Origin of the sequence: Actinospica acidithermotolerans, from assembly GCF_018139625.1 — a bacterium.
Classification (GTDB): Bacteria; Actinomycetota; Actinomycetes; order Streptomycetales; family Catenulisporaceae; genus Actinospica; species Actinospica acidithermotolerans.
The window spans coordinates 1-24,022 of record NZ_JAGSOH010000108.1; the positions used below are offsets into that span (position 1 = coordinate 1).

Consider the following 24,022-nt stretch of genomic DNA (forward strand, 5'->3'; position numbering starts at 1 on the left):
ACGTCGCCACGCCCACCCTCGTCCTGCACGGCGAGGCCGACCCGCTGATCAACGTCTCCGGCGGCAAGGCGACCGCGGCCGCCATCCCCGGCGCGATCCTGCGCACGTACCCCGGCATGGGCCACGACCTGCCGCGCGAGCTGTGGGACCCGATCATCGACGAGATCGTCGCGAACACGCAGCGGGCCTGAGAGGCAGCTGCCGCGCTACTCCAGCAGGTAGATGCCGAAGAGGCTTCCGTCGGTCTCGGCCGCGAAGCCCGACGTGCGGACAAAGCCGAGGGATTCGACCACCCGCCGCGCACGGGCGTTGAAGTCGGCCACCGTCACCCGGTAGGCGCGAGGGGCGAACCGCTCGCGTCCGAACGCCAGGCCCGTGGCGATCGCGCGACGGCCCAGACCCCGGCCGGTCAGCTCCGGGCGCAGGCCGCCGCCGGTGTCCAGCGCCGCATCGTCGTACGCGCCGCCGGGGACCCGGCCGTCCGGGCCGAAGGAGCGGTAGCCGATGAGCTGGTCGCCCTCGTCCACCAGCGCGAACATGCCGTTGGCCGGGTCGAGGAAGTACGCGGGATCGGCGCCGTCGAGGTCGTAGCGGCGGTACGGCGCGGGATAGCGCCAGGTGACGATGTCGGCGGCATGCCGCTCGGTGAGCTCCGTGATCCGCACGCGGCTCAGCCAAGCGCCCGGGGCGGCCGACGTCAACGGGATTCCGGCGTGCACGGGCACCGGGGACGCCTCGCAGAGAAGCGAGCGCCCTGCCGCTCCGGGGAACGACAGGGCCGGGCTTTTTCCCCGCGACGGCGGGGCGATGGTGCGTAGCTCAGTCTAGAGGTTCGACCAGTACCAGACCACAGCCGAGCGAGCGGGAGCGGCCGAGGCCGGATTGCAGCACGTCGGCGAAGGCGGCCGGGTCGGTGACGGTCAGCTCGCCGGCGATCTCCGAGCGGGTCAGCCGCTGCCGGGGGCGGTCCCGCATCTCCTGGACCGCGGGCAGCACCCTGACCTCGAGGTGCTCGGTCTGCGCGTCGGCGCCGATGCGGCGCACCCGCCGGCCGTCGGCGGAGAACGGCGGCTCGCCCTCCGGCTGCAGCCGGTCCAGGAACCAGGCGAGCACGTCCTTCGGGTCCGTCAGGTCCCTCCTGCGGCGCTGCGGCCCGGAGTCCCGGGTGGGGTGCACGATCGTCTGGAAGGCGTACCTGCGCCCTGTCTCGATCTGCAGCTCGACCTTCAGCGTGCGCGGCCGGGTGCGCAGCGCGGCGCGCGCCAGCCGGTCCCAGTCCGGCTGCACGCGGGACTGGGTGACGATCGTGAGCAGGTCGTCCCCGAGGTCGGCGCGCGCGGCGTGCAGCACCCGCAGCTGGGCCCGGGGGTTCGGTTCACCCTCGGCGACCCAGCCGTAGAAGCCGCTCATCACCATCTTGTGCAGGAACTGCGGGTCGAGCACCGCGCGCTGCGCGGTGACGTGGCCGAGATCCAGCTCCAGCACACTCTGGCAGGCCACGAACGTGACCGCCGGCACGTCCCGCTCCTCTCCCTCGCTCGCCGTAGACCTCAATCAACAATCCCCTCGTGCTTGTCCCTGAGGCGCGACTTTCCGTGTACGTCAACCAGGGTAGTCCTCCGGCCGTCTCGCACGGGAAGATCGCAGCCGGTAGCGTCGGGGCCATGAGCCTCGCCGCCGACTCTCTCGGCTTGCCCGAAGCGCGCGTCGTCACCGCGGCCGATCCGGCCGAGTTCGCCTATACCGTCTTCCACGACCGCCATCCCCGCCTGTTCGCGCAGGTGCGCCACGCGCTGCCGTACGGACCCGCTCAGCTGGACGCGCTGCACCGCCTCGAGGAGGAGACGCTGACCGGCACGCTGCAGCCGCTCGACCCCGGCGCCGAGCTCGCGGCCGCCGGGGACCGCGCGGAGTGGACCGAGTGGGGCGCGCCCTACTTCGGCAGGGGGCTGCGTTGGACGGACGTGCCGTTCCTCTGGTCCGAGAGCTATTTCTATCGCAGACTTCTGTCGGCTACGGGGTATTTTGCCGGTCCTTGGCGCGGCGTGGACCCCTTCGGTCCGATGAAGGCGGACGGCCTGGCCGGGGCCGCGGTGGACCGGGAGCTCGCGGCGTACGGGGCGCTCGACGGGATGTCGGCCGCGGAGCGGGATTCGGCGGTGCTGCACGCCTGCGTCGCGGGCAACCAGGCCGACCTCGGCTTCCAGCTGATCGCGGGCGCGCCGGTCGGCGTGTCGCTGATCGTGGACGACAGCGCCGCCATCTGGGCGCATCTGAACGAGCGTGAGCCTGGACGAGTGAACCTCGTCGCGGACAACGCGGCCGAGGAGCTGCTGCCCGATCTCCTCCTGATCGAGCATCTGATCACGACCGGACGCGCGACGAGCGCGACGGTCTACCTCAAGCCGCGTCCCTACTACGTGTCGGACGCGATGACGCAGGACGCCGTCGCCCTGCTGCGCCGCCTGGTGGCCGCACCCGGCCTCGCCGGTGACGCGGGACGACGGCTTTGGGGGTACTGCACGGACGGACGCGTACGGTTCGAGGCGCCGGCGTTCTTCTGCTCGCCGTTCGGCTTCCACGCGTTCCCGCCCGAGATCGTCGCCGCGATCGGCTCGGCGACACTGACGGTCTTCAAGGGCGACCTGAACTACCGGCGGCTGGTCGGCGACCGGTTCTGGCCGGTGACGACCCCGTTCGCCGACCTGACCGGGTATCTGCCCGGCCCGGTCGCCGCGCTGCGCACGTGCAAGTCCGAGGTCGCCGTCGGGCTGACCGAGGCCGCGGCCGCCGCGCTGGACGCCGGGTCGCCCGACTGGCGGTTCGCGGGGAGGCACGCGGTGATCCAGTTCACCGAAGTGCGCCGCTGACCTGACGCGGCCGCGGCAGTAGCATCGAGGGATGCTTCGAGCCCTGATTCTCGGCGGAACCGGAATGATCGGCGGAGCGACGGCGCGGCGGCTGGCCGCGGCGGGCTGGCGGGTGGAGGTGGCCGGCCGTGATCCCGGGCGGCTGCCTCCGGATCTGGCGGCTGCCGGCGTGCGCTTCCACCAGGCCGATCGCGCGGACGCCGCACGGCTGGGCGAGGTGCTGGGCGACGGCGCCGACCTGCTCGTGGACTGCGTCTGCTACACCGCAGCAGACGCGCGCCTGCTGCTGCCGCTCGCCGCGCGCGCCTCGTCCGCCGTTCTGATCTCCAGCAAGGCCGTGTACGTCGACGCCGCCGGCCGCCACGCGAACTCTGACGCGGCCCCCGATTACGGCGGTCCGATCACCGAGTCGCAGGCGACGCTGCCGCCGGGCGACATGGACCACCGCAGCCCCGAGGGCTACGGCCCGAACAAGGTCGCCGCCGAGCTCGTCGCCCTGGACAGCGGACTGCCGATCAGCATCCTGCGCCCCGCGCGGGTGCACGGCGTGGGCGCGCGGCGGCCGCGCGAGTGGGTGTTCGTCAAGCGCGTGCTGGACCGGCGCCCGGCCGTGCTGCTGAGCGCGCGAGGTGCCGGGATCGTGCAGCCGACGGCCGCGGCCAACATCGCCGCCCTCATCGAGACCGTCGCCCACCGGCCCGGGGCACGCATCCTGAACAGCGCGGATCCGGACGCGCCGAGCGTGCGCGAGATCGCCAAGACGATCGCGCGGCAGCTCGGGCACTCGTGGAACGAGGTGCTGCTCGACGACACGGCCGAGCCTGGCCTCGGCCGCACGCCGTGGGACGGCCCGCATCCCGTCATCCTCGACACCACCGCGTCCCTGAAGCTGGGCTACAAGCCGGTCGGCGACTACGCGGGCACGGTGGCCGAAGAGGTCGACTGGCTGTTCGACGTCCACCGCTCGGGCGACCCGCGCGGCGTGCTGCCGTCGCCGCGGGATGCGTACTTCGCGAGGTTCTTCGACTACGCCGCGGAGGACGCCTACCTCGCGGCGCGCTGACTGTCGGCGGCGCGGCGGACGTCAGCGGCGCCTGGCCTCGAGGAACGCGCCGATGCCGCGCGGGGAGAGCAGGTGGCGCGAGGCCAGCCGCGCCGAGCCGAGCACGCCCGCCTGCTCGCCCAGCATCGAGTTCTCGATCTTGAGGGTGCGCGTGGCGAGCGGCAGGGCCCTGCGGTAGATGACGCCGCGGATGTCGGCGAGCAGGTCCTCGTGCAGTTGGGCGAGGACCCCGCCGACGACGATCGTGTCCGGGTTGTGGAAGGACACGAGCGCGGCCAGCACCTCCCCGATCGCGCGCCCGGCCAGCCGCACCTGGCGGCGGGCGACCGGGTGGCCCTCGGAGACGAGCCGCACCACGTCGCCCGCCCGCCGCGCGTCGAGGCCCTCGGCCCGCAGCGCCGCCGCGAGCGCCGAGCCGGACGCGACGGCCTCGACGCAGCCGACGTTGCCGCAGTGGCAGAGCACGTCGTCGTGCCCGGGCAGCCCGATGTGCCCGATGTCCCCGGCCGCGCCGGACGCGCCGCGGTGGAGCACGCCGCCGGCGACGATGCCGCAGCCGATGCCCGTGCCGACCTTGACGAAGAGCAGGTGCTCTGATTCGCGCCGGTGCACGTACTCGCCGAAGGCCATCATGTTGACGTCGTTGTCGACGAGCACCGGCACCGGATAGCGGCCCTCGAAGAACGCGGGCACCCGGTAGCCGTCCCAGCCCTGCATGATCGGCGGGCGCACGACCGTGCCGCTCTCCGCCTCGACCGGTCCGGGCACCCCGATGCCGATGGCGCGCAGGCTCTCCGGGGCCCGGCCGTTCGCCTCGCAGAGCTTCGCGATCTGCTCGGCCACCCCGCCGAGGATCCGCTCGGGCCCGGCGTTGATGTCGATCTCGCGGGCCTCGTCCGCGAGCACCCGGCCGCCGAGCGTGGTCAGCGCGATCCGGCTGTGCGTGGCGCCGAGGTCGACGCCGAGCACCAGCGCCTCGTCGGAGGCGAGGTCGAGCGAGTACGGCGGCCGCCCGCGGTCGGTGGCGAGCGGCTCGGACTCGACGAGCAGGCCGCGCTCGATCAGCAGGTCCACCCGCTGCGCGACCGCCGAGCGGGAGAGCCCGGTCGCCGCGATCAGGGCGCTGCGGGTGGTGGCGACCCCGTCCGCGACCAGGCAGGCCAGCTCGCTGAGGCCGGCCAGCCGGCGCTCCTCGGCGGAGTTTGCGATCTTCGACGGCACGCGGGCCCCTGTTCGTCTGCCGGGCTCTTTATGACAGAAGTAAGCGTAATCATGACTCTTGTCAGGCGTAAAGGGGCCGCATACCGTCGTTGCCGGACGTAAACCGAGCCGCGTTCGGCGGTTTCCGGAAACGTTGACGGAACTCGAGGGAGGAACTGCATGCAGCCGCTGCGCATCGCGATCGCGGGCACCGGCATGATCGGCGCCGTGCACGCGGACGCCGCGCGACGGGCCGGGGCGCGCGTGGTCGGCGTCTCGGCGTCCAGCGCTCAGCGCGCCAAGGCCGCCGCGACCCGGCTCGGCGCGGAGCGCTCGTTCGACTCCTCGGAGGAACTGATCGCCGCGGACGACGTGGACGTGGTGCACATCTGCACGCCCAACGACCTGCACGGGCCGCTGGTCCGGCTCGCGCTGGCGGCCGGCAAGCACGTGGTCTGCGAGAAGCCGCTGTCCGTGGACGCCGCCGACGCCGACGCGCTCGCCGCGCTCGCCGAAGGCAGCGGCCTGATCAACGCGGTGCCGTTCGTCTACCGCTATCACGCGATGGCCGCCGAGGCGCGCCACCGGGTGCGCAGCGGCGCGATCGGCCCGGTGCGCCTGCTGCACGGCCACTACCTGCAGGACTGGCTCCTGCGGCCCACGGACGACAACTGGCGCGTCGACGCCGCCGCCGGAGGCGCCTCGCGCGCCTTCGCCGACATCGGCTCGCACTGGTGCGACCTGGTCGAGTGGGTCACCGGCCACCGCATCAGCGAACTGACGGCAGTGACGCAGACCGTGCACCCGGAGCGTGCGCAAAACGGGTCGGTGGCGACCGAAGACGTCGTGCACGTCGTGTTCCGCACCGACCTCGGCGCGACCGGCAGCGTCGTCGTCTCGCAGGTCTCGCCGGGCCGAAAGAACCGGCTGTGGTTCGAGGTGGACGGCGCCGAGCACAGCGTCTCCTTCGACCAGGAGGCCCCCGAGACGCTGCTGTTCGGCGGCCGGGAGCACACCGAGAGCGTGATCCGCGACCCCGGAACGCTCTCCGCCGAGGCCGCGCGCCTGAGCCCGGTCCCGGCCGGCCACCCGCTCGGCTACCGCGACTGCTTCGCCGCCTTCGTCGCCGACGTCTACGACGCCGTCCGCGCCGGCTCAGGTACCGGCACGGACCCGCTCTACCCGACCTTCGCGGACGCCGCCCGCACGGCCCGGATCACCGACGCCGTGCTGCGCTCCGCCCACTCCCGCAACTGGATCGAGGTCTGACGGTGAAACTAGGCTTCCTGACCGCCTGCCTGCCCGAACTCCCGCTGCCCGACATCGCCGCGTGGGCCGCCGACGCCGGATACGAGGCGCTGGAGGTGGCCGTGTGGCCGTCCACCGGCAGCCGGGACTTCGAGGCCAGCCACATCGACGTCGCGAACTTCGGCGCCGGCGAGGCGGAGCAGGTCGGCGAGCTGTTCGAGAAGCACGGGCTGACGCTCTCGTCGCTCGCGTACTACGAGAACAACCTGCACCCCGACGAGGCCCGGCGCGCCGAGATCGCCGCGCACGTCAAGCGTGCCGTGGACGCCGCGGCACTGCTCGGCGTCGAGACGGTCGGCACGTTCATCGGACGCCACCCCGGCCTGTCGGTGAAGGAGAACGTCGAGCTCGCCGAGCGCGTGCTGCCGCCGCTGGTGGAGTACGCGGGAGAGCGCGACGTGAAGATCATCATCGAGAACTGCGTCATGGAGGGCTGGCACCCGGACGGCTACCCGGGCAACATCGCCTACTCCCCCGAGCTGTGGGAGTGGATGTTCTCGCTCGGCCTGTACCTGAACTACGACCCCTCGCACCTGCTCTGGCTCGGCATCGACCCGGTGACCGCGCTCAAGCCGTACGTGGACCGGATCCCGCACGCGCAGGCCAAGGACGCCCAGCTCGACCCGGCTGCGCGCAACCGCTACGGGTTCTTCGGCAAGACGATCACCCGCGAGCACCCCTGGGACGAGGGCTGGTGGCGCTACCGGGTGCCCGGCCGCGGCCAGGTGGACTGGAGCGGCGTGGTCGACGCGCTGTACGAGGGCGGATTCACCGGCGTCCTCTCGGTGGAGCACGAGGACCCGGTGTGGAGCGGCACCGAGGCCAAGGTGAAGCAGGGCCTGGAGATCGCGCACCGCACGCTGCGGCCGCTGATCACGGGCTGAACGCCGACCGACCATCGTCAAGGAGGAGAAAGCATGTCCCACCCGTTGAGCGTGCAGCTCTACACCGTCCGCGCCGAGATCGCCGAGGACCGCGACGGCGTACTGCGCCGGCTCGCCGAGCTCGGCTTCGGCGCCGTCGAGCCCTTCCGGCCGACCGAGGACCCGAGCGGCTTCCGCAAGGTCGCCGACGACCTCGGCCTCGTCGTCTCCAGCGCGCACGCGATGAGCCTGCTCGACCCCGAGCCCGGCCCGACCTTCGAGGCCATCGCCACCCTCGGCACCGACCTGGCGGTCGTGCCCGCCGGCATCGCGCAGGAGGACTTCACCACCCGCGAGGGCCTGGAGCGCGCGGCCGACCTGCTCAACGCGCTGGCCGCGAAGGCCACCGCGCACGGCCTGCGCCTCGGCTACCACAACCACTGGTGGGAGTTCGAGCCCGTCCTCGACGGCAAGCACGGCCTCGAGATACTCGCCGAACTGCTCGCGCCCGAGGTGTTCCTGGAGATCGACACGTACTGGGCGGCCGTCGGCGGCGCGGACGTGCCGAAGGTGCTGGGCAGCCTCGGCCCGCGGGTCGAGTGCCTGCACGTGAAGGACGGCCCGCTCAAGAAGGGCGAGCCCAACGTCGCCGCCGGCACCGGCGCCATGCCGGTGGCCGAGGTGCTGGCCGCCGCGCCCGCGAACGCCTGGCGCATCATCGAGTTCGACGAGTGCGCCACGGACCTGTTCGCCGCCATCGGGGAGAGCCGCGCGTTCGTCGACGCACTCGAAGGGAACGGCAATTGAGCACGGGGCCGGTCGGCGTCGCCATCATCGGCGCCGGCAACATCAGCGGGCAGTACCTCGGTAACCTGACGGAGTTTCCGGACGTCCGGGTGCTCGCGCTCGCCGACATCGACGAGGCGCGCGCCGCGCAGGCCGCCGGCGAGTACGGGATCGAGGTCTCGGGGTCGCCGCAGGACGCCTTCGCGATCCCCGAGGTGGAGATCGTCGTCAACCTCACGATCCCGGCCGCGCACGCCGAGGTGGCCCTGGCCGCGCTGCGGGCCGGCAAGCACGTGTACGGGGAGAAGCCGCTCGCGCTGGACGTGGCCGGCGGCCGCGCGGTGCTGGCCGAGGCGGCGGAGCGGGGCCTGAAGGTGGGCAACGCGCCGGACACGTTCCTCGGCGCGGGCATCCAGTCGGCGCTGCGCGCGGTCGCCGCGGGGGTGATCGGCGAGCCGGTCGCCGCGACGTCGGCGCTGGAGAGCATGGGCCCGGAGGGCTGGCACCCGAACCCCGCGTTCTTCTACGTGGAGGGCGCGGGCCCGCTGTTCGACATGGGCCCGTACTACCTGACCGCCCTCGTCGCCGCGCTCGGCCCGGTCTCCTCCGTCGCCGCCACCGGCCGCAAGTCGCGGACCACCCGGGTCGTCGGCTCCGGCCCGAACGCGGGCGCGACCTTCCCGGTCGAGGTCCCCACGCACGTCTCGGCGCTGCTGGAGTTCGCCGGGGGCTGCGGCGCCTCGTCCACCTTCAGCTTCGACTCGCCCGCGTTCAAGCGCGTCCTCGAGATCGGCGGCACCGAGGCGACCCTCGCGCTGCCGGACCCGAACACCTTCGGCGGTCCGCTGCTGCTCCGGAAGCCGGGCGAGGAGGAATGGAGCGAGCTGCCGATCGAGGGCACCGAGGCCGGCCGCGGCATCGGCGTCGTCGACATGGCCCGCGCCCTGCGCTCGGGCACCGGGCACCGCGCGTCCGGCGAGCTCGGCATGCACGTGCTCGACGTGATGGCGGCGATCTCCAACTCGGTGGCCGACGGCGCCTTCCAGAAGGTGGCCGCCGACCTCCGCAAGCCGGAGCCGCTGCCGGTCGCGTGGGACCCGCGCGAGGCGACGCTCTGAGCTGATTCCCGAGTCAGGGGGGTGGCGGGCTCCCCGTCCGGTCGCCGGACGGGGAGCCCGCTACGATGTCTTACGGATCTTGCGGGTGGCGGGCGGCTCCGTTCCGCGGGGCTCTGCGCGGCCCCCGGGGCCCGAGCGGCGCTACGTGGATCGTGCGAATTCGCATGACTGGCGCGAATTCGCGCGGATCGCGAGAGGTGCGCGGCTCGCGAAAGGTCATGCGGGTCTTTCGGGACACGGCGAGGAAGGCGGGCCTGAGGCAATGCCGGGAACCCTGTTCGCGGTCAGCGACGTGCACGTGGCCTACGCGGAGAACCGCGAGCACGTCGAATCGCTGAGGCCCGAGTCGGCCGAGGACTGGCTGATCGTCGCCGGCGACGTCGCCGAACGCTTCACCGACGTGGCCCGCGCCCTGCACTCGCTGCGCTCCCGCTTCGAGAAGGTCATCTGGGTCCCGGGCAACCACGAGCTCTGGACGCCGAAGACCGACCCCGTCCAGTCGCGCGGCGTCGAGCGCTACAACCAGCTCGTCGAGCTGTGCCGCAAGCTGGACGTGCTCACACCCGAGGACCCGTACGCCGTCTGGGACGGCGAGGGCGGTCCCGTGGTCGTCGCGCCGCTGTTCCTCCTGTACGACTACTCCTTCCATCCGCCGGGCACCAGGACGAAGGAGGCGGGCCTCGCCTACGCGTACGAAACCGGCGTCGTCTGCGCGGACGAGGCCCTGCTGCACCCGGACCCGTACGCCACCCGCGAGGAGTGGTGCGCCGCCCGGATCGAGGAGACCGAGCGCCGCCTGGCCGAGCGTCCGGAAGGCCTGCCGACCGTGCTCGTCAACCACTTCCCGCTCACCCGCGAGCCCACCAGGAAGCTGCGTTACCCGGAGTTCGCCCAGTGGTGCGGCACGACCCGCACCGCCGACTGGCACCTGCGCTACGCCGCGAAGGCCGTCGTCTACGGCCACCTGCACATCCCCCGCACGACGTGGGAGGACGGCGTCCGCTTCGAAGAGGTCTCGCTCGGCTACCCGAGGGAATGGCAGCCCCGCGGCGGCCCGAGCGGGCTACGCAGGATCCTGCCGGGATAGCCGACCGGAGCACCCCAGCCCGCCCCCGGCCACGTTCGGCGCACGCAGGACCCTGCCGGGACAGCCGACCGGCGCACTTCGGCCCGCCCGCCTCGCCGTTCGGCGCACGCAGGACCCATGCCGGGACAGCCGACCGGCACATCTCAGCCTGCCCGTGCCGAGTTCGGCGCAGGCGCCGTTGGGCCTGTTAACTTGGGTTAGCGTGCTCGTCGGTGTGGAGAGCGCCTACGCCCCCTGATAGTCGTTCTCGATCTTCGCCGCGACCGGGTCCTGGTTCTCCAGCGCCGGGCCCTCGCTCGGGCCGTAGACCATGTGCACCGTGCCGCTCTTGAACGCGGTGCAGGACAGCAGCGTCAGCGGGATCGGCGTGTCGGCGTCCTCGAACAGGCGGATGCCCTTGCGGACCGCGACCGGGTGCACGTAGAGGTGCAGTTCGTCGACCAGGTTCGCGGCCAGCAGTTGGCGGAGGACCGAGACCGAGCCGCTGAGCCCGATCGCGCCCTCGCCCGGCTCGGCCTTCAGGGCGCGCACGCCCTCGACGAGGCCGCCCTGCAGCTGCTCCGAGTTGCGCCAGGTGAACTCCAGCGGCGAGTGCGAGACGACGATCTTGCGCGCGTCGCCGATCGCCTTGGCCATCTGCGCGTCCTGCTCACCCGCCTCTTCGCGGGCCGGCCACGCTCCGGCGAAGCTGTCGTAGGTGACCCGGCCGAACAGGATCGTGTCGGCGGAGCCGAGCTGCTCGCCGACCGCCGCGCCGAGCTCCTCGCAGAAGTAGGGGAAATGCCAGGTCTGCGGCTCGCCGACGACGCCGTCTACCGATGTGAACAGTCCCGCGGTGATCTTCCTCATGGCTGTGACGCCCTCCCGATTGACCGACAACTTTTCTTTTCGGTCCCCTGACTATAGCTCGCCGTCGGCGTCCGCGGTAGCGCCCGCGCCGTCGAGGTACCAGATCCGGTGCGCCTCGGCCGGGTACGGGGGCTGATAGCGGTGGAGCTGGCCGGTCAGGACGGCGTCCGGGACGGGGTTCCGCCGGGTGGCGTTGCGGGCACGGAGGACGGCCCCGTCGACGAGGAAGACAGCCTGGGTGACGTACGCGTCGGCGGCGTGGGCGGCGCGCAGTACGAGGTTGCGCTGCGGACGGTTGAGCCCGGTCGCGTCCCAGACGACGCGTGCTCCGGCCCCGGCGTCGCCGAGTGCGGATTCGAGCCTCGCGAGCGCCGCAGTCAGGATCTCGGGATTCGACCGCTGGTCGGCGCGCGAGCCTCGCTCCTGACGTATGTCGTCCATGCTGACGACGCACGCGACTTCGCCGGACAGCCCGGCGGTGAAGCGGCTCTTCCCGCTACCGGACGGGCCGACCACCTGGATGAGCTGCGGAAAGGCGCCGCCGCGCCACTTCCACGTCGCCGCGACGGCCTCCTCGACGCTCGCCAGCCTGCCGTCGGCCCACGCGGCGCGCGCCTGGGCCCAGCATCGGTTGGCGGCGTCGCGCGGCAGGTCGGCCAGTTCGGTCCGCAGGCCGTCGCGAAGGGGCTGCCACGGTTCGGGAACCAGCAGGCCGGAGTCCTCGGCGTACAGCGCCGACCATTGGACCTGCTCGCGTGCGGCGGCGTCCTCCGGCTTCGTGCGGAGCACGGCTTCGGCGATCGCGTGCAGCGCGACGAGATCGGCGGCGAGGGACATCCGCGCCAGCCCGCTGCGACGCTGCTCGTCGGGGAACGGCGTGTGCAGGCGGCCGAAGAGGCCCACGAGGTCGGCCACGCGCCTGGCGAGCGGCATGCCGAGGGGGCCGGCGGCCAGGCGCGCGGCGATGGAGCCGCGGTCCTCGTGGTGCAGCGCGGCGGCGATCGCGGCGATGAGGCGGACATCGCCGAGCCGATGTGTCGCGTCCACCCGGCCGAGCGTCTCCTCGATGACCGGATCGTGCCGGGCGTAGACATCGCCGTCGAGGTTCAGCGCAGTCAGAAGGTTAGATGCGTCAACGGACGCCCCCGACCTCAATGCCCAGAACGTGCTGCTCCGACCGAGTCCGTTCGGCACGATCTCGGCGTGCATCCAGTGCGTGTCGGTCTGCACGTGGTTCGGCCGGACCCACTTGGCGACGCGCGCCGTGAACTCCGCACGGTCGAAGCCGGCGACCGCCCTGACGACGTAGCCCTCCTGCCTGGCCAGGTCGAGCCGCAGGGCCCTGACGGCCGTCTCGTCGAACGTGCCGCGCCAGAGCACCGGCGGCGTCGGGATCCCGAGTCCGCGCAGGAAGCGCACCGTGGCGTCCCAGTTGAGGCAGTGGTCGGCGTCGTCCCACACGGAGAAGCCGTAGAACCACGAGTCGAGGTCGCCGTACGCGATCGAGTGCCTGGCGTGCATGTTCTCGCCGCACACGCGCCAGCCGTCAGGGATCTGCGACCCGACCCGGCTCTGCAGCGCCTTCACCCAGGCGCGCGAGGGGTGGTGCGCCGAGTCGAGGGAACGGGCGTGCAGGCCGTCGTTGTAGAGCGTGGTGTTCTCGCCGTCGAGCTTCTCGGTGACGACGACCTCCCGCCCGGCCAACCCGCGCAGATCGCCCGCGCGGATGTCGTCGGAGGTGGCGCCTGGGGACCACGGCAGATGCGCCGTGCGCGGGTAGTGGACACGCATGCGCCCAGACGTTACTGATTGATCTGGATCAGGGCGACGCGATTTCCGTCCGGATCCGTGCAGGTCGCCCGCCTGCCGGCCGCGCCGACGTGCTCGATCGCCGCGGCGAGCACGCCGCGGGCCGCCGCCTCGGCCACCGCCGCGTCCAGGTCCGGCACGGACACCGAGACCACCGAGCCGCCCGCGTGCTCCGGGTCGAGGACGACGTAGACGAACGCGCTCTGCGCGCACTGCCACATCACCTCGGTGTCGTTGACCGGGATGTCCGGCCCGCGGCCCATGAGGCGGGTGTACCAGTCGACGGCCCCGGCGAGGTTGGTGACCGGCATGCCGGCGAACACCATGTCGATTTCCATGCCGGGCAGTCTTCCACGCAGGTCGCCTCATCCGACACCACGGCGCCCGAGGGGCTGCGCCGTGTCATGAGTTCGGATACTCTGCGCCTGACGACCAGCTCGAAAACCGCCGCCAAGCTGCAAGGACGCAGATGACCTTCGCGAGCCCCTTCCCGCCGGTGTCCATCCCGGACGTCTCGCTCTACGACTACCTGTTCGCAAACCTCGATCCGGCGGCCGACCTGGACCGCACGGCGTTCGTCGACGTGCCGACCGGGAATGCGGTCACGTACCGTGAGCTGCGCGACGATGTGGTCGCGACCGCCGGGGCCCTGAGCGCGATCGGCGTCGCGCCGGGCGAGGTCGTCGCTCTGCACGCGCCGAACGGCCCGGACTACGGCGTCGCGTTCCACGGCGTCCTGCGCGCCGGTGCGGCCGTGACGACGATGCCGGTGCTGGCCACGCCGGAGGACATCGCCAAGCAGCTCAAGGCGAGCCACGCGGTCGCGATGCTCGCCGACCCGATCGTCGCCGCGAATGCGCTGGCCGGTGCCGAGGCGGCCGGGCTGCCCGCCGACCGCGTCATCCTGCTGCGCGAGACCGGAGACGCCGCGCACGCCGGCCGTCCGGTGCTCAGAACCCTCATCGCCTCGGCGCCGCAGCCGCCCGAGGTCGAACTCGACCCGGCGACGCAACTCGCCGCGCTCCCCTACTCGTCCGGGACGACGGGACGGCCCAAGGGCGTGCGGCTGAGCCACCGCAACCTCGTCGCGAACATCGCGCAGATCGAGGACCGGATCGGCGTGCAGCGCGACGATGTCGTGATCGCCGTGCTGCCGTTCTTCCACATCTACGGCATGACCGTGCTACTGAACTACGCGCTGCGCCGGCGCTCCACGCTGGTCACGATGCCGCGTTTCGACCTCGCCGAATTCCTCGGCGCGATCGCCCGGCACCGGGTCACCTTCGCGTTCATCGCCCCGCCGATCGCCGTCGCGCTGGCCAAGCACCCGGCGGTCGAGGACTACGACCTGAGCAGCCTGCGCGTGCTGTTCTGCGGCGCGGCCCCGCTCGACGGCGACCTCGGCCGCGCGCTGGCCGACCGGCTCGGGGTGGCCGTGCTGCAGGGCTACGGCATGAGCGAGCTGAGCCCGGTCTCGCACTTCACGCCGGAGGCCATGGCCGGCGAAGTGTCCTGCGAGAGCGTCGGCTTCGCCGTGCCGAACTCGGAGAACAAGTTGCTCGACCCGGCCACCGGCAAGGAGATCCCGAAGCCCGAGTCGGGCGTGAGCGAGCGCGGCGAGCTGTGCATCAAGGGCCCGAACGTGATGCTCGGCTACCTCGACGACGCCGACGCGACCGACGCGATGATCGACGCCGACGGCTTCCTGCACACCGGCGACGTGGCGACAGTGGACGCGCGCGGCTGCGTCACCATCGTCGACCGCATCAAGGAGCTGATCAAGTACAAGGGCTACCAGGTCGCGCCGGCCGAGCTCGAGGCCCTGCTGCTCACTCACCCCTCGATCGCCGACGCCGCCGTCATCGGTGTCCACGACGCCGACGGCGAGGAGGTCCCCAAGGCCTTCGTCGTCCGGCGCGGCGCCGACGCCCTGACCGGGCAGCAGGTGATGGACTACGTCGCCGAGCGCGTCGCGCCCTATAAGAAGGTGCGCGTCGTCGAGTTCATCGACGTCGTCCCCAAGTCCGCCTCCGGCAAGATCCTGCGGCGAGAGCTCCGCGACCGCGAGAAGGCGTGACGGCTGCGTGACGGCGTGACGGGACGTACGCGGCCGTAATCGGCCCGGCGGACGGATATGGGGTGACAGCGGGCCCGGTCCTTGGCCAGTATGGACCCTGGACATTGGTCCAGACCTTTTACCTTTGCAGGGAGAGGAAGTGCCGGGCTCATGCTGCTGCCCCGCCCCACGACGTACCTGGCCGAGGACGGCGAGTTCTCGTTGACCGAGGCGACGGTGATCCGGGTCGGCGACACGTCGCTGGCCGGCACGGCGCGCTGGTTGCAGTCGGCGCTGCGGGCGCCGACTGGCTTGCCGCTGCTCACGGACGAGGAGCGCGGGGACAGGCGGGGGCCGGTGGATTCGGCGATCCTGCTGTCGCTCAAGCCCGGGCTCGGCGCCGAGGCGTACGAGCTGGACGTGGACTCGTCCGGTGTCCGCATCGCCGGAGGCGGCGCGGCGGGCGTGTTCTACGGCTGCCAGGCGCTGCTGCAACTGCTGCCGCCGACCGTGTACCGGCACGCGTTCGCGTACGACGTGCGGTGGTCGGTGCCGGCGGTGAGCATCACGGACGGCCCGCGGTTCCGGTGGCGCGGGACGATGCTGGACGTGTCGCGGCACTTCATGGTCAAGCGCGAAGTGCTGCGGTTCATCGACCTGATGGCCGTGCACCGTCTCAACACCCTGCACCTGCATCTGACCGACGACCAGGGCTGGCGTGTCGAGATCCTGCGCTATCCGAAGCTCACCTCGGTCGGCGGCTGGCGGCGCGAGTCGCAGCTCGGAGCCGCGCGCGATGCGCCGGGTGACGGCCGTCCACACGGCGGCTTCTACACGCAGGCCGACATCCGCGAGATCGTGGCGTACGCGGCCGAGCGGCACATCACGGTCGTGCCCGAGATCGACATCCCGGGCCACTCGCAGGCCGCGATCGCCGCGTATCCGGAGCTCGGGATCAAGCCCGGCCAGCAGCTCGAAGTGTGGACGCGCTGGGGAGTCAACCACAACGTGCTCGGCGCCGAGGAGTCGACGATCGAGTTCTACAAAGGCGTGCTCGACGAGCTGATGGACCTGTTCCCGGGCGAGCTGATCGGGCTCGGCGGCGACGAGTGCCCGAAGGACCGGTGGGAGGCCGACGAGCGCACGCAGCAGCTGATCCGGGAACGCGGGCTCGGCGACGAGAAGGGGCTGCAGACCTGGTTCATCAGCGAGCTGAGCGCGCACGTCGCCGGCCGCGGCCGCCGCGCGTACGGCTGGGACGAGATGCTGGAGGGGGCGAACCTCCCCGCGGGCACCGTCATCGCCTCGTGGCGCGGCATGACCGGCGCGGTGACGGCGGCGAACCGCGGCTACGACGTCGTGGCCTGCCCGGATCACGCGGTCTACCTCGACTACCGCCAGTCGGAGTCGCCGGACGAGCCCATCCCGGTCTCGATCCCGCTGACCGTCGAGGACACCTACGGCTTCGAGCCGGTGCCGGAGGGGCTGTCGGCGGAATCCGCCGCGCACGTGCTGGGCGGCCAGGCGAACGTGTGGACCGAGCACATCGACTCGCCCCGCATGATCGACTTCTACGTCTGGCCGCGGCTGTGCGCGATCGCCGAGGCACTGTGGACGAACGGCAAGCGCGACTACGCCGAATTCCGCGTCCGGCTCGACGAGCACCTGGCCAGACTCGACGCGCTCGGCGTGGAGTACCGGCATGAGGAGGGGCCGCTGCCCTGGCAGAAGCGGCCGGGCGTCCCAGGCCGGCCGTCCACCCGCGAACAGCGCGCGGCGCACATCGCGCAGGTCACGGCCGACATCAGGGATTAGGCGCAGGTATTGGTTCGGGGGCGGCGGCAATCGTCAGCGACTGCCGCCGCCCCCGGCTTTAGGGCCCGTGACCGTCCGGGCCGCGACCCGACGGTCCTGGCCGTGACCCGACGGTCCTGGCCGGGACTCGACGGACCGGGCCGGGACTCGACGGTCCTGGCCGTGGCCCGACGGTCCTGGCCGCGACCCGACGGTCCTGGCCGTGGCCCGACGGTCCGTGCCACGACCGGACTGGGCCGTCACCCGACGATCCGGCCTACGATTCGCCGTCGATCTCCGCGAAGCCGATCCGGAACTCGGCGTGCGCGGCGTGCAGCGTGTCCTTCTCGGGCAGCAGCGGTCCGCAGGCCGCGCTGCCGACGCCTTGGTGGGCGTGGTCGAGGTGCACGTGGATCCTGCCGTCGGGTCGCAGTTCATTGCGGTGCTTCGCGGCCTCGAGTTCCCGCGTCGACCACGGCTTCACACTCACGTCGACGACCGGCGCGCCGAGCACCGAGAGGCCACGGTCGCCGGCCGCGTCGGTGATGCGGGCCCAGCGCACGTCGTGGCGGTTGCCGTTCTCCTGCGGGCGCACGTACGGCGTCTGCAGTTCCGCCACCGACGCACGGTACCTGCCGACTCTCGTGCCGTTGGCCGCGTCCCGGTAGGCCTCGCCGGGGCCGAGACCGAACCACTCGACGTGGTCGTACTCGCCGGGCAGCGTCAGCGCGACGCCGAGGCGCGGCAGCGGGACGGTCCAGGCGCCGTAGGGGTCGACGACGACGTCGAGCCACAGCACGCCGGCCTCGTCCGTGGCCCAGCGGTAGAGCACGTCGAGGCCGAAGCCGACGGCCGCCGCGGCGAGCCGCGTACGCACCTCGAGCCCGTTCTCGGCCACGCTGACGCCGAGCGTCTTGTGGTGCATCCGGTGCAGGCCGGCGCCGTGCCAGCGCGAGTTGAGCGGCTCGTGGCGCGGGCCGTGCTCGCCCCAGACCTCGTTGTCGATCGGCGCACGCCAGATGTCCAGGCGCGGGCCTTCGACGTCGATGCCGCCGATGCTGCGCAGGACGCCGGTCTGTGCGTCGAATGTGGCGTCGCCGAGCCGGATGACGCCGTCGGCCACCTCCGGGGTCCTGGCCGCCGCGGAAGTCGCAGCCTGCCGAGCAGCAGCGGCTGCGGCGTCCGCGCCAGCGTCGGCCTCGATACGTCCCTGGCCCCAGGCGATCTCGTGGCCCGCCTCGGCCCACAGTTCGTCGGCCGCGAGGACGCCGCGCACGGTCAGCCACAGCTCGCCGTCGCCCGCCGCGTCGGCCGCCGGGTCCACTGCTTCCTTCGGCCAGGCGACGGTGCGGGACTCGCCCGGCGCGACCGGCTCGATCTCCAGGGCGCCGGCCGCGATCTCGACGCCGCCGGCCTCGAGGTTCCACTCCCAGCGCAGGTAGCCGGTATCGCGGCTGTGGTGCAGATTGCGGATTTCCAGCGTGCGCGCGTCGGCGGCGACCGTAACGTGTACGGGCTCGACGACCTTCTTGAAGTCGAGCAGGCCGGGCGACGGGGTGCGGTCCGGGAAGATCAGGCCGTCGGCGACGAAGTTGCTGTCGTGCAGCTCCTCGCCGAAGTCGCCGCCGTACGCGTAGAAGGTGACGCCGTCCTCGTCGGTCTGCTCGATGCCGTGGTCGATCCACTCCCAGATGAAGCCGCCGGCCAGCCGCGGGTACTTCTCGAACAGGTCCTGGTAGTCGCGCAGGCCGCCGGGGCCGTTGCCCATCGCGTGGCCGTATTCGCACTGGATGAACGGGATCGCGCGGCGGTGCGCGTCGTCGGCCGGGTTCTCGGTCGCGGCCTCGACGCGGCGGCCGATCTCGTCGACCTCCTCGTGGCCCGCGTACATCCGCGAGTACACGTCGACGTACGCGCAGCTGCGCCAGGCGCCCTCGTAGTGGATCAGCCTGCTGCCGTCGCGGCCGCGGATCCACGCGGCCATGGCGGCCAGGTTCTCGCCGTCGCCCGCCTCGTTGCCGAGGGACCACATGATGATCGACGGGTGGTTCTTGTCCCGCTCGACCATGCGCGCCGCGCGGTCGAGCAGCGCCTCGCGCCAGACCGGCTCGGCGCTCGGATTCCCGGCCCAGCCGAGCGACTCGAAGCCGTGCGTCTCGTAGTCGCACTCGTCGATCACCCATAGGCCGTGCTCGTCGCACAGGGCGAGGAAGTCCGGGTGCGGAGGGTAGTGGCTGGTGCGGACGGCGTTGACGTTGTGCCGCTTCATCAGCAGCACGTCGGCGAGCATCGTCTCCCGGTCGAGCGTGCGGCCGGTTCGCGGGTGCCATTCGTGCCGGTTGACGCCGCGGAGCAGGATCGGGCGGCCGTTGACGGTGATCTGCCCGTCCTCGACGAGCACACGGCGGAAGCCGATGCGCAGCGGCACGCGCTCGCCGTCCACGACGAGCTCGCCCTCGTACAGCTTCGGGGCCTCGTCGGACCACGGCTGGACGGCCGCGGTGTACGGCCCGGCCGGGTCGACGTCCGCCAGGCCGAGCTCCGGAACGCTCAGGCGAGCGTTCGGCGCGGTGGTCTCGACACTGAGCGTGCCGGTGCCGGTCACGTGGTCGTAGTCGGCGTGCACGAAATAGTCCTCCAGCCCGCGGGCCAGCAGCCGCACCGAGCGGAAGATCCCGGACATCCACCACATGTCCTGGTCTTCGAGGTAGCTGCCGGCTGACCACTGGTGCACCCGGACCGCGACCACGTTCCGGCCGTGCCGGACCGCCCGGGACGCGTCGAACTCGGTGGGCAGCCGGCTGCCCTTGCCGTCGCCCAGCAGGACGCCGTTGACCCACACCGCGAAGCAGGAGTCCACGCCCTCGAAGCGCAGTACGGCCCGCTCGAGCGGGAAGTCGGCGGGCAGCTCGAACCCGCGCCGGTACTCGCCGGTCGGGTTCGCGTCGGGCACCCGCGGTGGATCGACCGGAAACGGGTAGTCGATGTTCAGGTAGGCGGCCTTCCCGTAGTCGTTGAGCTGCCAGAACGCCGGAACCGGCATCTCGTCCCAGCCGATGTCCTGGAAGCCGGGCTCCTGGAAGCCGGCCGTCAGGTCGCCGAGCCCCGCGGCGAGCCGGAAGCGCCAGTCTCCGTCGAGGTCCACCGCGGGCACGTCGGAGCCGAAGCAGGCGCGGGGACGGAGTCTGCCGTGTCCGGGCGCGGGGGACTCGACGTAGGTGACATCGACGTCAGTGGACATGAGAATCCGTCCTGTCCTGTTTACTCATGTGCGGTTGCGTTTGAAGCTTAATGATGACCGGGCCCCCGGGACAACATCCGCGGCGGAATCCGCCCCGTCGGATAGCATCGTCGGCGACGCGGACCACGCTCACGGGGGCGTGCCGAGCGGAGGGGCAGGAGGAATGTCCGAGCAGCGCGTATTCCAGATCCAGCTCGAGGGCCTAATCCGGCTCCTCGCGCAGAACCTGTACGCCGATCCGGACGTCTTCCTGCGCGAGATGATCCAGAACGCCCACGACTCGGTCACCCGCCGGGCCGAGCTCGCGCGCGATCGCGCCGAGGGGGCGCCGCCGGCGCCGCGGATCTCGGTCGAGGTGGACCGCGCGGCGCAGGAGATCCGCATCGCGGACAACGGCTGCGGACTGACCGACGCCGAGATCGACGCGTACCTCTCGACGATCGGCCGCTCCGGGACGAACGAGCTGCGCGAGCGGATCGTGGCCGCCGACCGGAACCGGACCGTCGAGCTGATCGGCCAGTTCGGGATCGGCCTGCTGAGCGCGTTCATCGTCGCGGACCGGGTGAGTGTCGTGACCAGGGCGGCCGGGCACGAGGCGCTGCGCTGGGAGAGCGACGGCGGCCGGGAGTACTCGGTGCGGCCCGGGCACCGCGAGAACATCGGCACGACCGTGATCCTGCACGTCCGCCCGGAGCACACGCGCTACCTCGACAGCGTCCGGATCAAGCACATCGTCCGCACGTACGCGGACTTCATCGGCGTGCCCGTCTACGTGAACGACGACGCGCAGCCCGCCAACGCCGTCACCGCGCCGTGGCACCGGACGTACGCCGCGGAGCACGACCGGTTCGCGGCGCACCGCGACCTCTGGGACCGGCGATTCGCGGACGAGACCGCGCTGCACGTCGTGGTCGTGGACGAGCCCTTCAGCTTCCCGGACGCCGAGGCGCCCGGCGGCGAGCGAACCGGCCGGATCCGCGGCGTGCTCGCCGTGACCGACCGGCACACCCCGGATGTGAACGCTCGCGGCACGGTCGACGTGTACATCAGCCGGATGTTCGTCGGCGCGGCGAACCGGGACGTGCTGCCGGCGTGGGCCCGGTTCATGCAGGGCGTGCTGGAGTGCAACGAGCTGACGCCGAACGCCGCGCGGGACAGCGTCCGGCACAACGCGGCGCTGGTCGCGGTGCGGCGCACGCTCGGGGATCTAATCGTCAGGGAGCTGACGCAGCTGTCCGAGAACAGCCACCGCAGCTTCACCGAGATCATGCGCTGGCACGCGCACCACCTCCTCGCGATGGCGGTGCAGCCCGAGCACGAGCGCTTCTTCCGCGCGGTCGCGGACCTCGCGGTGCTGGAGACGGATCAGGGCCCGATGGCGGTCGGCCACTACCTGAGAACCGCGGAGCGGCGCTCCGACGGCGTGCGAATCATTCACTACATCACCGAGGAGGCGTCGGCTAAGCAGTACATGCTGCTGGCCGGCGCGCGCGGCGTGCGGGTGTTCGACTGCACCGAGGCGTTCGCCGAGCGCTTCCTGAAGAAGTACGCGGAGACGTGGCCCGAGCGGGCGCGGCTGAACCGGCTGGACGAGGCCGGGGCCGAGGCGCTGTTCGAGCCCCTGGACGCGGGCGAAGCGGCGCGGTTCACGCCGCTTGAGCGGGCGTACGCGGCGATGTTCGCGGACCGCTCGGTGACGGCGCGGGCCAGCCGCTTCGAGCCCGCCGCGCTGCCCGCCGTGCTCACCGAGACGCGGGAGGGCAAGCGCCGGCGGGAGATGGACGTGCTGGCGGCCGACGCGGCCATGCCCGCGGCGATCCGGGACATCGTGCAGGACTTCCTGGCCGAGGCCGACGAGCCGCTGATCCTGCACCTGAACGCCGCCAACCCGATCATCCGCAAGCTCGCGGCCCGGCCGAGCCTGGACGACGAGGTCGGCCGCAGCGCGCTCCAGTCGCTCTACAACAATGCCCTGATGCTGCTGGCCCGCACGCTGCCCGCGGACGCCGTGCACACGATGTTCACACAGTCCAGCCAGGTGATCGATCTGATGCTGGGGCTCGCCGAGCAGGTCGCGCAGGGCTCGTACGCGGAACCGGCCGACGCCGTGCCCGCACCGCGGCAGGCCACGTACCTTTCGTGCTCTGTCACGCTGCCCGAGGGCGAACCGCGTTCCGAGGAGATCTTCGCGGCGGTCCGCTCGGTACTGGAGGCCAAGCCGTACTACTGGCAGGTGCTGCGCGCCGACTCGCCGAGCGCGGACCCGGACCTGCCGCCGGACCTCGACGCGCCGCCCGCGCACGCCGCGCTCAACGTGGCCGTGTTCGCCGGGCCGAGGCTGAACCAGGGCCTGGTGAACGAGGTCTCCATCAGCCAGATACTCGGCCAGCCGCAGCTGATCCTCTGCGACGAAGGGCACCCCGCGCTGCCGGCGAGCTTCGCGGACGTGCCGCAGCAGACGGTGCACGGCCTCGGCGCGGTGCTGCGCAAGGGCGTGCGGAGCGGGCTCGCCGAGCATCCCGAGGTGAACCGGGTCCGCGCGTACGAGCGGTATCTGAGCCCGTCGGTCCTCGCGTGGTGCGCGGGCCTCGAAGAGTCCGTCGGCGAGGCGGTCAGCCGGCGGTATCCGACGTGGTCGGAGTTCCAGGAGGCGGACTCGGCCGACGTCGCGCGGGCGGTGGACATCGACGTCGCGCTGGTGGAGGCGGCGAAATCCGGACTAAGGCTGCTGGCCGAGGAGGACTGAGCGTGCCGCGGGAATCCGCACGCCGCGCGATCGACTTGCTGATCGGCGAGTCGTCCGATCTGAACGCGGCGGACCGTTCCGTGCAGGCCCTGGCCGTCGCCGAGCGGGCGGTGCTCGCGGCGTGGCGGCTCGGGGACGCCGATCTGCTCGTCAGGGCCCTGGCCACCCAGGCGTCCGCGCAGCGGCTGCTGGGCGAGAACTCGGCGGCGATGGTCAGCTACATCGAGGTCGTCAAGCTGGCCAAGGACCCGCGCAACGCGGACGCGCTCGCGGATCCGTCCGCCGTACGCGCGATCGGCAGGCCGTCGAACTCGATCCGGCCCTCGACTGGGCCTGGATCCAGCGCGGCTACCTACGCCGACTGAGGGGCGAATACGAACTCGCCGAAGCCGACTACGCCGAGGCGATCCGCCTCGACCCCGCGTACTCCCGGGCACACGCCGAACGCGGCGAAACCCTCCGCCGCCTGGACGCCCTCGCCGACTTCGACCGCTCGCTCGAACTGAACCCGGACGACGCATGGGCCGCCGAGCACCGCCGGAAGACTCACGACGAGCTGACCGCATTGCGCACAAGCGGCTGACGGGTGCATCATCCAGTTAGCACTCTCACTTCAAGAGTGCTAACGGAGGGGTGGGCGAGCGTGCGTACCGTCCTGCGGATCCGCGACTACCGCCTGGTCCTGGCCGGGCAGTTCCTGTCCAGCATCGGCGACTGGCTGCTGCTGGTCGCCGCCCCGTTCTTCGTGTTCGCGCTGACGGGCTCGACGATGGCCACCGGCCTGACCCTCACCGCCGAGTCCCTGCCCGCGATCCTGCTCGGCCCGGCGGCGGGCGTCTTCGCCGACCGCTGGGACCGCCGCCGAACCATGATCGCGATGGACCTGCTCCGCGGCGGCGCGGTCTGCTCGATGCTCGCCGTCCACGGCCGCGGCGATGTCTGGATCGTGTACGCGGCGCTCACCCTGGAGGCCGCGTTCAGCCAGTTCTACAACCCGGCACGCCGCGCCCTCGTACCCTCCCTTGTGGGCCGAGGGCCCGAACTCAGTGCCGCGAACGCGCTGTCGCAGCTGGTAGGCGGCGTGATCCGGCTCGTCGGCGGACCGCTCGGCGGAGCCCTCTACGTCCTGTTCGGCTTCCACCTGGTCGTCATCATGGACATCGCCAGCTACGCCCTGTCCGCGGCCCTCGCAACCCTGATCCACCACCGCGGCCCGCCCACCTCGCCCGCAC

21 protein-coding genes are annotated in these 24,022 nt (G+C 72.1%); 13 read left to right on the plus strand and 8 right to left on the minus strand.

Going from position 1 to position 24,022, the window contains the following annotated elements:
- Window positions 1-191 (plus strand): alpha/beta fold hydrolase (locus KDK95_RS26885; protein WP_212521091.1); only part of this gene is annotated, 191 nt, incomplete at its 5' end.
- Between the two features lie 15 nt (window positions 192-206).
- On the opposite strand, the gene KDK95_RS26890 is transcribed toward KDK95_RS26885, so the two are convergent.
- Window positions 207-665, minus strand: a complete 459-nt coding sequence (locus tag KDK95_RS26890; RefSeq protein WP_212521092.1) for a GNAT family N-acetyltransferase — start codon at window positions 663-665, stop codon at window positions 207-209.
- Between the two features lie 154 nt (window positions 666-819).
- The gene (cas6e, locus tag KDK95_RS26895) at window positions 820-1,518 is read right to left on the minus strand and encodes a type I-E CRISPR-associated protein Cas6/Cse3/CasE (protein WP_212521093.1); all 699 of its coding nucleotides are present in this window, start codon (window positions 1,516-1,518) and stop codon (window positions 820-822) included.
- A 146-nt stretch (window positions 1,519-1,664) separates the two neighbouring features.
- On the opposite strand from cas6e, the gene KDK95_RS26900 reads away from it, so the two are divergent.
- Together KDK95_RS26900 and KDK95_RS26905 are read left to right on the plus strand one after the other, a co-directional pair.
- A complete protein-coding gene (locus tag KDK95_RS26900) occupies window positions 1,665-2,870 on the plus strand; it encodes a damage-control phosphatase ARMT1 family protein (protein ID WP_212521094.1) in 1,206 nt (401 codons plus the stop codon).
- A gap of 31 nt (window positions 2,871-2,901) precedes the next feature.
- Window positions 2,902-3,933: an NAD-dependent epimerase/dehydratase family protein gene (locus KDK95_RS26905; RefSeq protein WP_212521095.1), complete on the plus strand. Its 1,032-nt coding sequence runs from the start codon at window positions 2,902-2,904 to the stop codon at window positions 3,931-3,933.
- A 21-nt stretch (window positions 3,934-3,954) separates the two neighbouring features.
- Here KDK95_RS26905 and KDK95_RS26910 read toward each other — a convergent pair whose 3' ends face one another.
- Window positions 3,955-5,154, minus strand: a complete 1,200-nt coding sequence (locus tag KDK95_RS26910) for an ROK family protein (protein ID WP_307844689.1) — start codon at window positions 5,152-5,154, stop codon at window positions 3,955-3,957.
- A gap of 159 nt (window positions 5,155-5,313) precedes the next feature.
- Here KDK95_RS26910 and KDK95_RS26915 point away from each other — a divergent pair, with 159 nt between their 5' ends.
- From KDK95_RS26915 to KDK95_RS26935, 5 genes are all read left to right on the plus strand, one after another.
- Entirely contained in the window at window positions 5,314-6,402 is a 1,089-nt protein-coding gene (locus tag KDK95_RS26915; protein WP_212521096.1) for a Gfo/Idh/MocA family protein, read from the plus strand.
- A gap of 2 nt (window positions 6,403-6,404) precedes the next feature.
- Window positions 6,405-7,325, plus strand: coding sequence for a sugar phosphate isomerase/epimerase family protein (locus KDK95_RS26920; protein WP_212521097.1), 921 nt, complete (start codon window positions 6,405-6,407; stop codon window positions 7,323-7,325).
- A 33-nt stretch (window positions 7,326-7,358) separates the two neighbouring features.
- A complete protein-coding gene (locus KDK95_RS26925; protein WP_212521098.1) occupies window positions 7,359-8,111 on the plus strand; it encodes a sugar phosphate isomerase/epimerase family protein in 753 nt (250 codons plus the stop codon).
- On the plus strand, window positions 8,108-9,208 hold the full coding sequence (locus KDK95_RS26930) for a Gfo/Idh/MocA family protein (RefSeq protein ID WP_212521099.1): 1,101 nt from the start codon (window positions 8,108-8,110) through the stop codon (window positions 9,206-9,208). Before KDK95_RS26925 ends, KDK95_RS26930 begins: the two co-directional genes overlap by 4 nt.
- 262 nt (window positions 9,209-9,470) lie before the next feature.
- Window positions 9,471-10,295: a metallophosphoesterase family protein gene (locus KDK95_RS26935; RefSeq protein ID WP_212521100.1), complete on the plus strand. Its 825-nt coding sequence runs from the start codon at window positions 9,471-9,473 to the stop codon at window positions 10,293-10,295.
- A gap of 225 nt (window positions 10,296-10,520) precedes the next feature.
- Here the strand turns inward: KDK95_RS26935 and KDK95_RS26940 are convergent, their stop codons facing one another.
- Genes KDK95_RS26940 through KDK95_RS26950 form a run of 3 tightly spaced genes read right to left on the minus strand, consistent with a single transcriptional unit; the run spans window position 10,521 to window position 13,291 of the window.
- Window positions 10,521-11,144: a dihydrofolate reductase family protein gene (locus KDK95_RS26940; protein ID WP_212521101.1), complete on the minus strand. Its 624-nt coding sequence runs from the start codon at window positions 11,142-11,144 to the stop codon at window positions 10,521-10,523.
- A 51-nt stretch (window positions 11,145-11,195) separates the two neighbouring features.
- Window positions 11,196-12,935 (minus strand): RNA ligase family protein, encoded by a 1,740-nt coding sequence (locus KDK95_RS26945; protein WP_212521102.1) that lies wholly within the window; start codon window positions 12,933-12,935, stop codon window positions 11,196-11,198.
- Between the two features lie 11 nt (window positions 12,936-12,946).
- On the minus strand, window positions 12,947-13,291 hold the full coding sequence (locus KDK95_RS26950; RefSeq protein WP_212521103.1) for a VOC family protein: 345 nt from the start codon (window positions 13,289-13,291) through the stop codon (window positions 12,947-12,949).
- Window positions 13,292-13,422: 131 nt separating this feature from the next.
- On the opposite strand from KDK95_RS26950, the gene KDK95_RS26955 reads away from it, so the two are divergent.
- Together KDK95_RS26955 and KDK95_RS26960 are read left to right on the plus strand one after the other, a co-directional pair.
- Entirely contained in the window at window positions 13,423-15,030 is a 1,608-nt protein-coding gene (locus KDK95_RS26955) for an AMP-binding protein (RefSeq protein WP_212521104.1), read from the plus strand.
- Between the two features lie 150 nt (window positions 15,031-15,180).
- Window positions 15,181-16,824 (plus strand): beta-N-acetylhexosaminidase, encoded by a 1,644-nt coding sequence (locus KDK95_RS26960; protein ID WP_212521105.1) that lies wholly within the window; start codon window positions 15,181-15,183, stop codon window positions 16,822-16,824.
- A gap of 256 nt (window positions 16,825-17,080) precedes the next feature.
- Here KDK95_RS26960 and KDK95_RS26965 read toward each other — a convergent pair whose 3' ends face one another.
- Complete coding sequence (locus KDK95_RS26965) at window positions 17,081-20,044, minus strand: glycoside hydrolase family 2 TIM barrel-domain containing protein (RefSeq protein ID WP_212521106.1); 2,964 nt, start codon at window positions 20,042-20,044, stop codon at window positions 17,081-17,083.
- Between the two features lie 163 nt (window positions 20,045-20,207).
- Between KDK95_RS26965 and KDK95_RS26970 the strand changes: the two genes are divergently transcribed.
- Together KDK95_RS26970 and KDK95_RS26975 are read left to right on the plus strand one after the other, a co-directional pair.
- Complete coding sequence (locus KDK95_RS26970; RefSeq protein ID WP_212521107.1) at window positions 20,208-22,790, plus strand: ATP-binding protein; 2,583 nt, start codon at window positions 20,208-20,210, stop codon at window positions 22,788-22,790.
- A gap of 2 nt (window positions 22,791-22,792) precedes the next feature.
- A complete protein-coding gene (locus KDK95_RS26975) occupies window positions 22,793-23,155 on the plus strand; it encodes a hypothetical protein (RefSeq protein WP_212521108.1) in 363 nt (120 codons plus the stop codon).
- Here KDK95_RS26975 and KDK95_RS26980 read toward each other — a convergent pair.
- Complete coding sequence (locus tag KDK95_RS26980) at window positions 23,143-23,340, minus strand: hypothetical protein (protein WP_212521109.1); 198 nt, start codon at window positions 23,338-23,340, stop codon at window positions 23,143-23,145. The two genes, KDK95_RS26975 and KDK95_RS26980, sit on opposite strands and share 13 nt — an antisense overlap.
- Window positions 23,341-23,433: 93 nt before the next feature.
- Here KDK95_RS26980 and KDK95_RS26985 point away from each other — a divergent pair.
- Window positions 23,434-24,022, plus strand: a 589-nt coding sequence (locus tag KDK95_RS26985) for an MFS transporter (RefSeq protein ID WP_212521110.1), incomplete at its 3' end; no start/stop codon positions are given.

Coding starts and splice junctions, on each gene's coding strand:
- KDK95_RS26950 (WP_212521103.1), bottom strand. CDS start 13,291: ATGGAAATCGACATGGTGTTCGCCGGCATGCCGGTCACCAACCTCGCC.
- KDK95_RS26915 (WP_212521096.1), top strand. CDS start 5,314: ATGCAGCCGCTGCGCATCGCGATCGCGGGCACCGGCATGATCGGCGCC.
- KDK95_RS26970 (WP_212521107.1), top strand. CDS start 20,208: ATGTCCGAGCAGCGCGTATTCCAGATCCAGCTCGAGGGCCTAATCCGG.
- KDK95_RS26905 (WP_212521095.1), top strand. CDS start 2,902: ATGCTTCGAGCCCTGATTCTCGGCGGAACCGGAATGATCGGCGGAGCG.
- KDK95_RS26955 (WP_212521104.1), top strand. CDS start 13,423: ATGACCTTCGCGAGCCCCTTCCCGCCGGTGTCCATCCCGGACGTCTCG.
- KDK95_RS26940 (WP_212521101.1), bottom strand. CDS start 11,144: ATGAGGAAGATCACCGCGGGACTGTTCACATCGGTAGACGGCGTCGTC.
- KDK95_RS26960 (WP_212521105.1), top strand. CDS start 15,181: ATGCTGCTGCCCCGCCCCACGACGTACCTGGCCGAGGACGGCGAGTTC.
- KDK95_RS26900 (WP_212521094.1), top strand. CDS start 1,665: ATGAGCCTCGCCGCCGACTCTCTCGGCTTGCCCGAAGCGCGCGTCGTC.
- KDK95_RS26965 (WP_212521106.1), bottom strand. CDS start 20,044: ATGTCCACTGACGTCGATGTCACCTACGTCGAGTCCCCCGCGCCCGGA.
- KDK95_RS26925 (WP_212521098.1), top strand. CDS start 7,359: ATGTCCCACCCGTTGAGCGTGCAGCTCTACACCGTCCGCGCCGAGATC.
- KDK95_RS26945 (WP_212521102.1), bottom strand. CDS start 12,935: ATGCGTGTCCACTACCCGCGCACGGCGCATCTGCCGTGGTCCCCAGGC.
- KDK95_RS26935 (WP_212521100.1), top strand. CDS start 9,471: ATGCCGGGAACCCTGTTCGCGGTCAGCGACGTGCACGTGGCCTACGCG.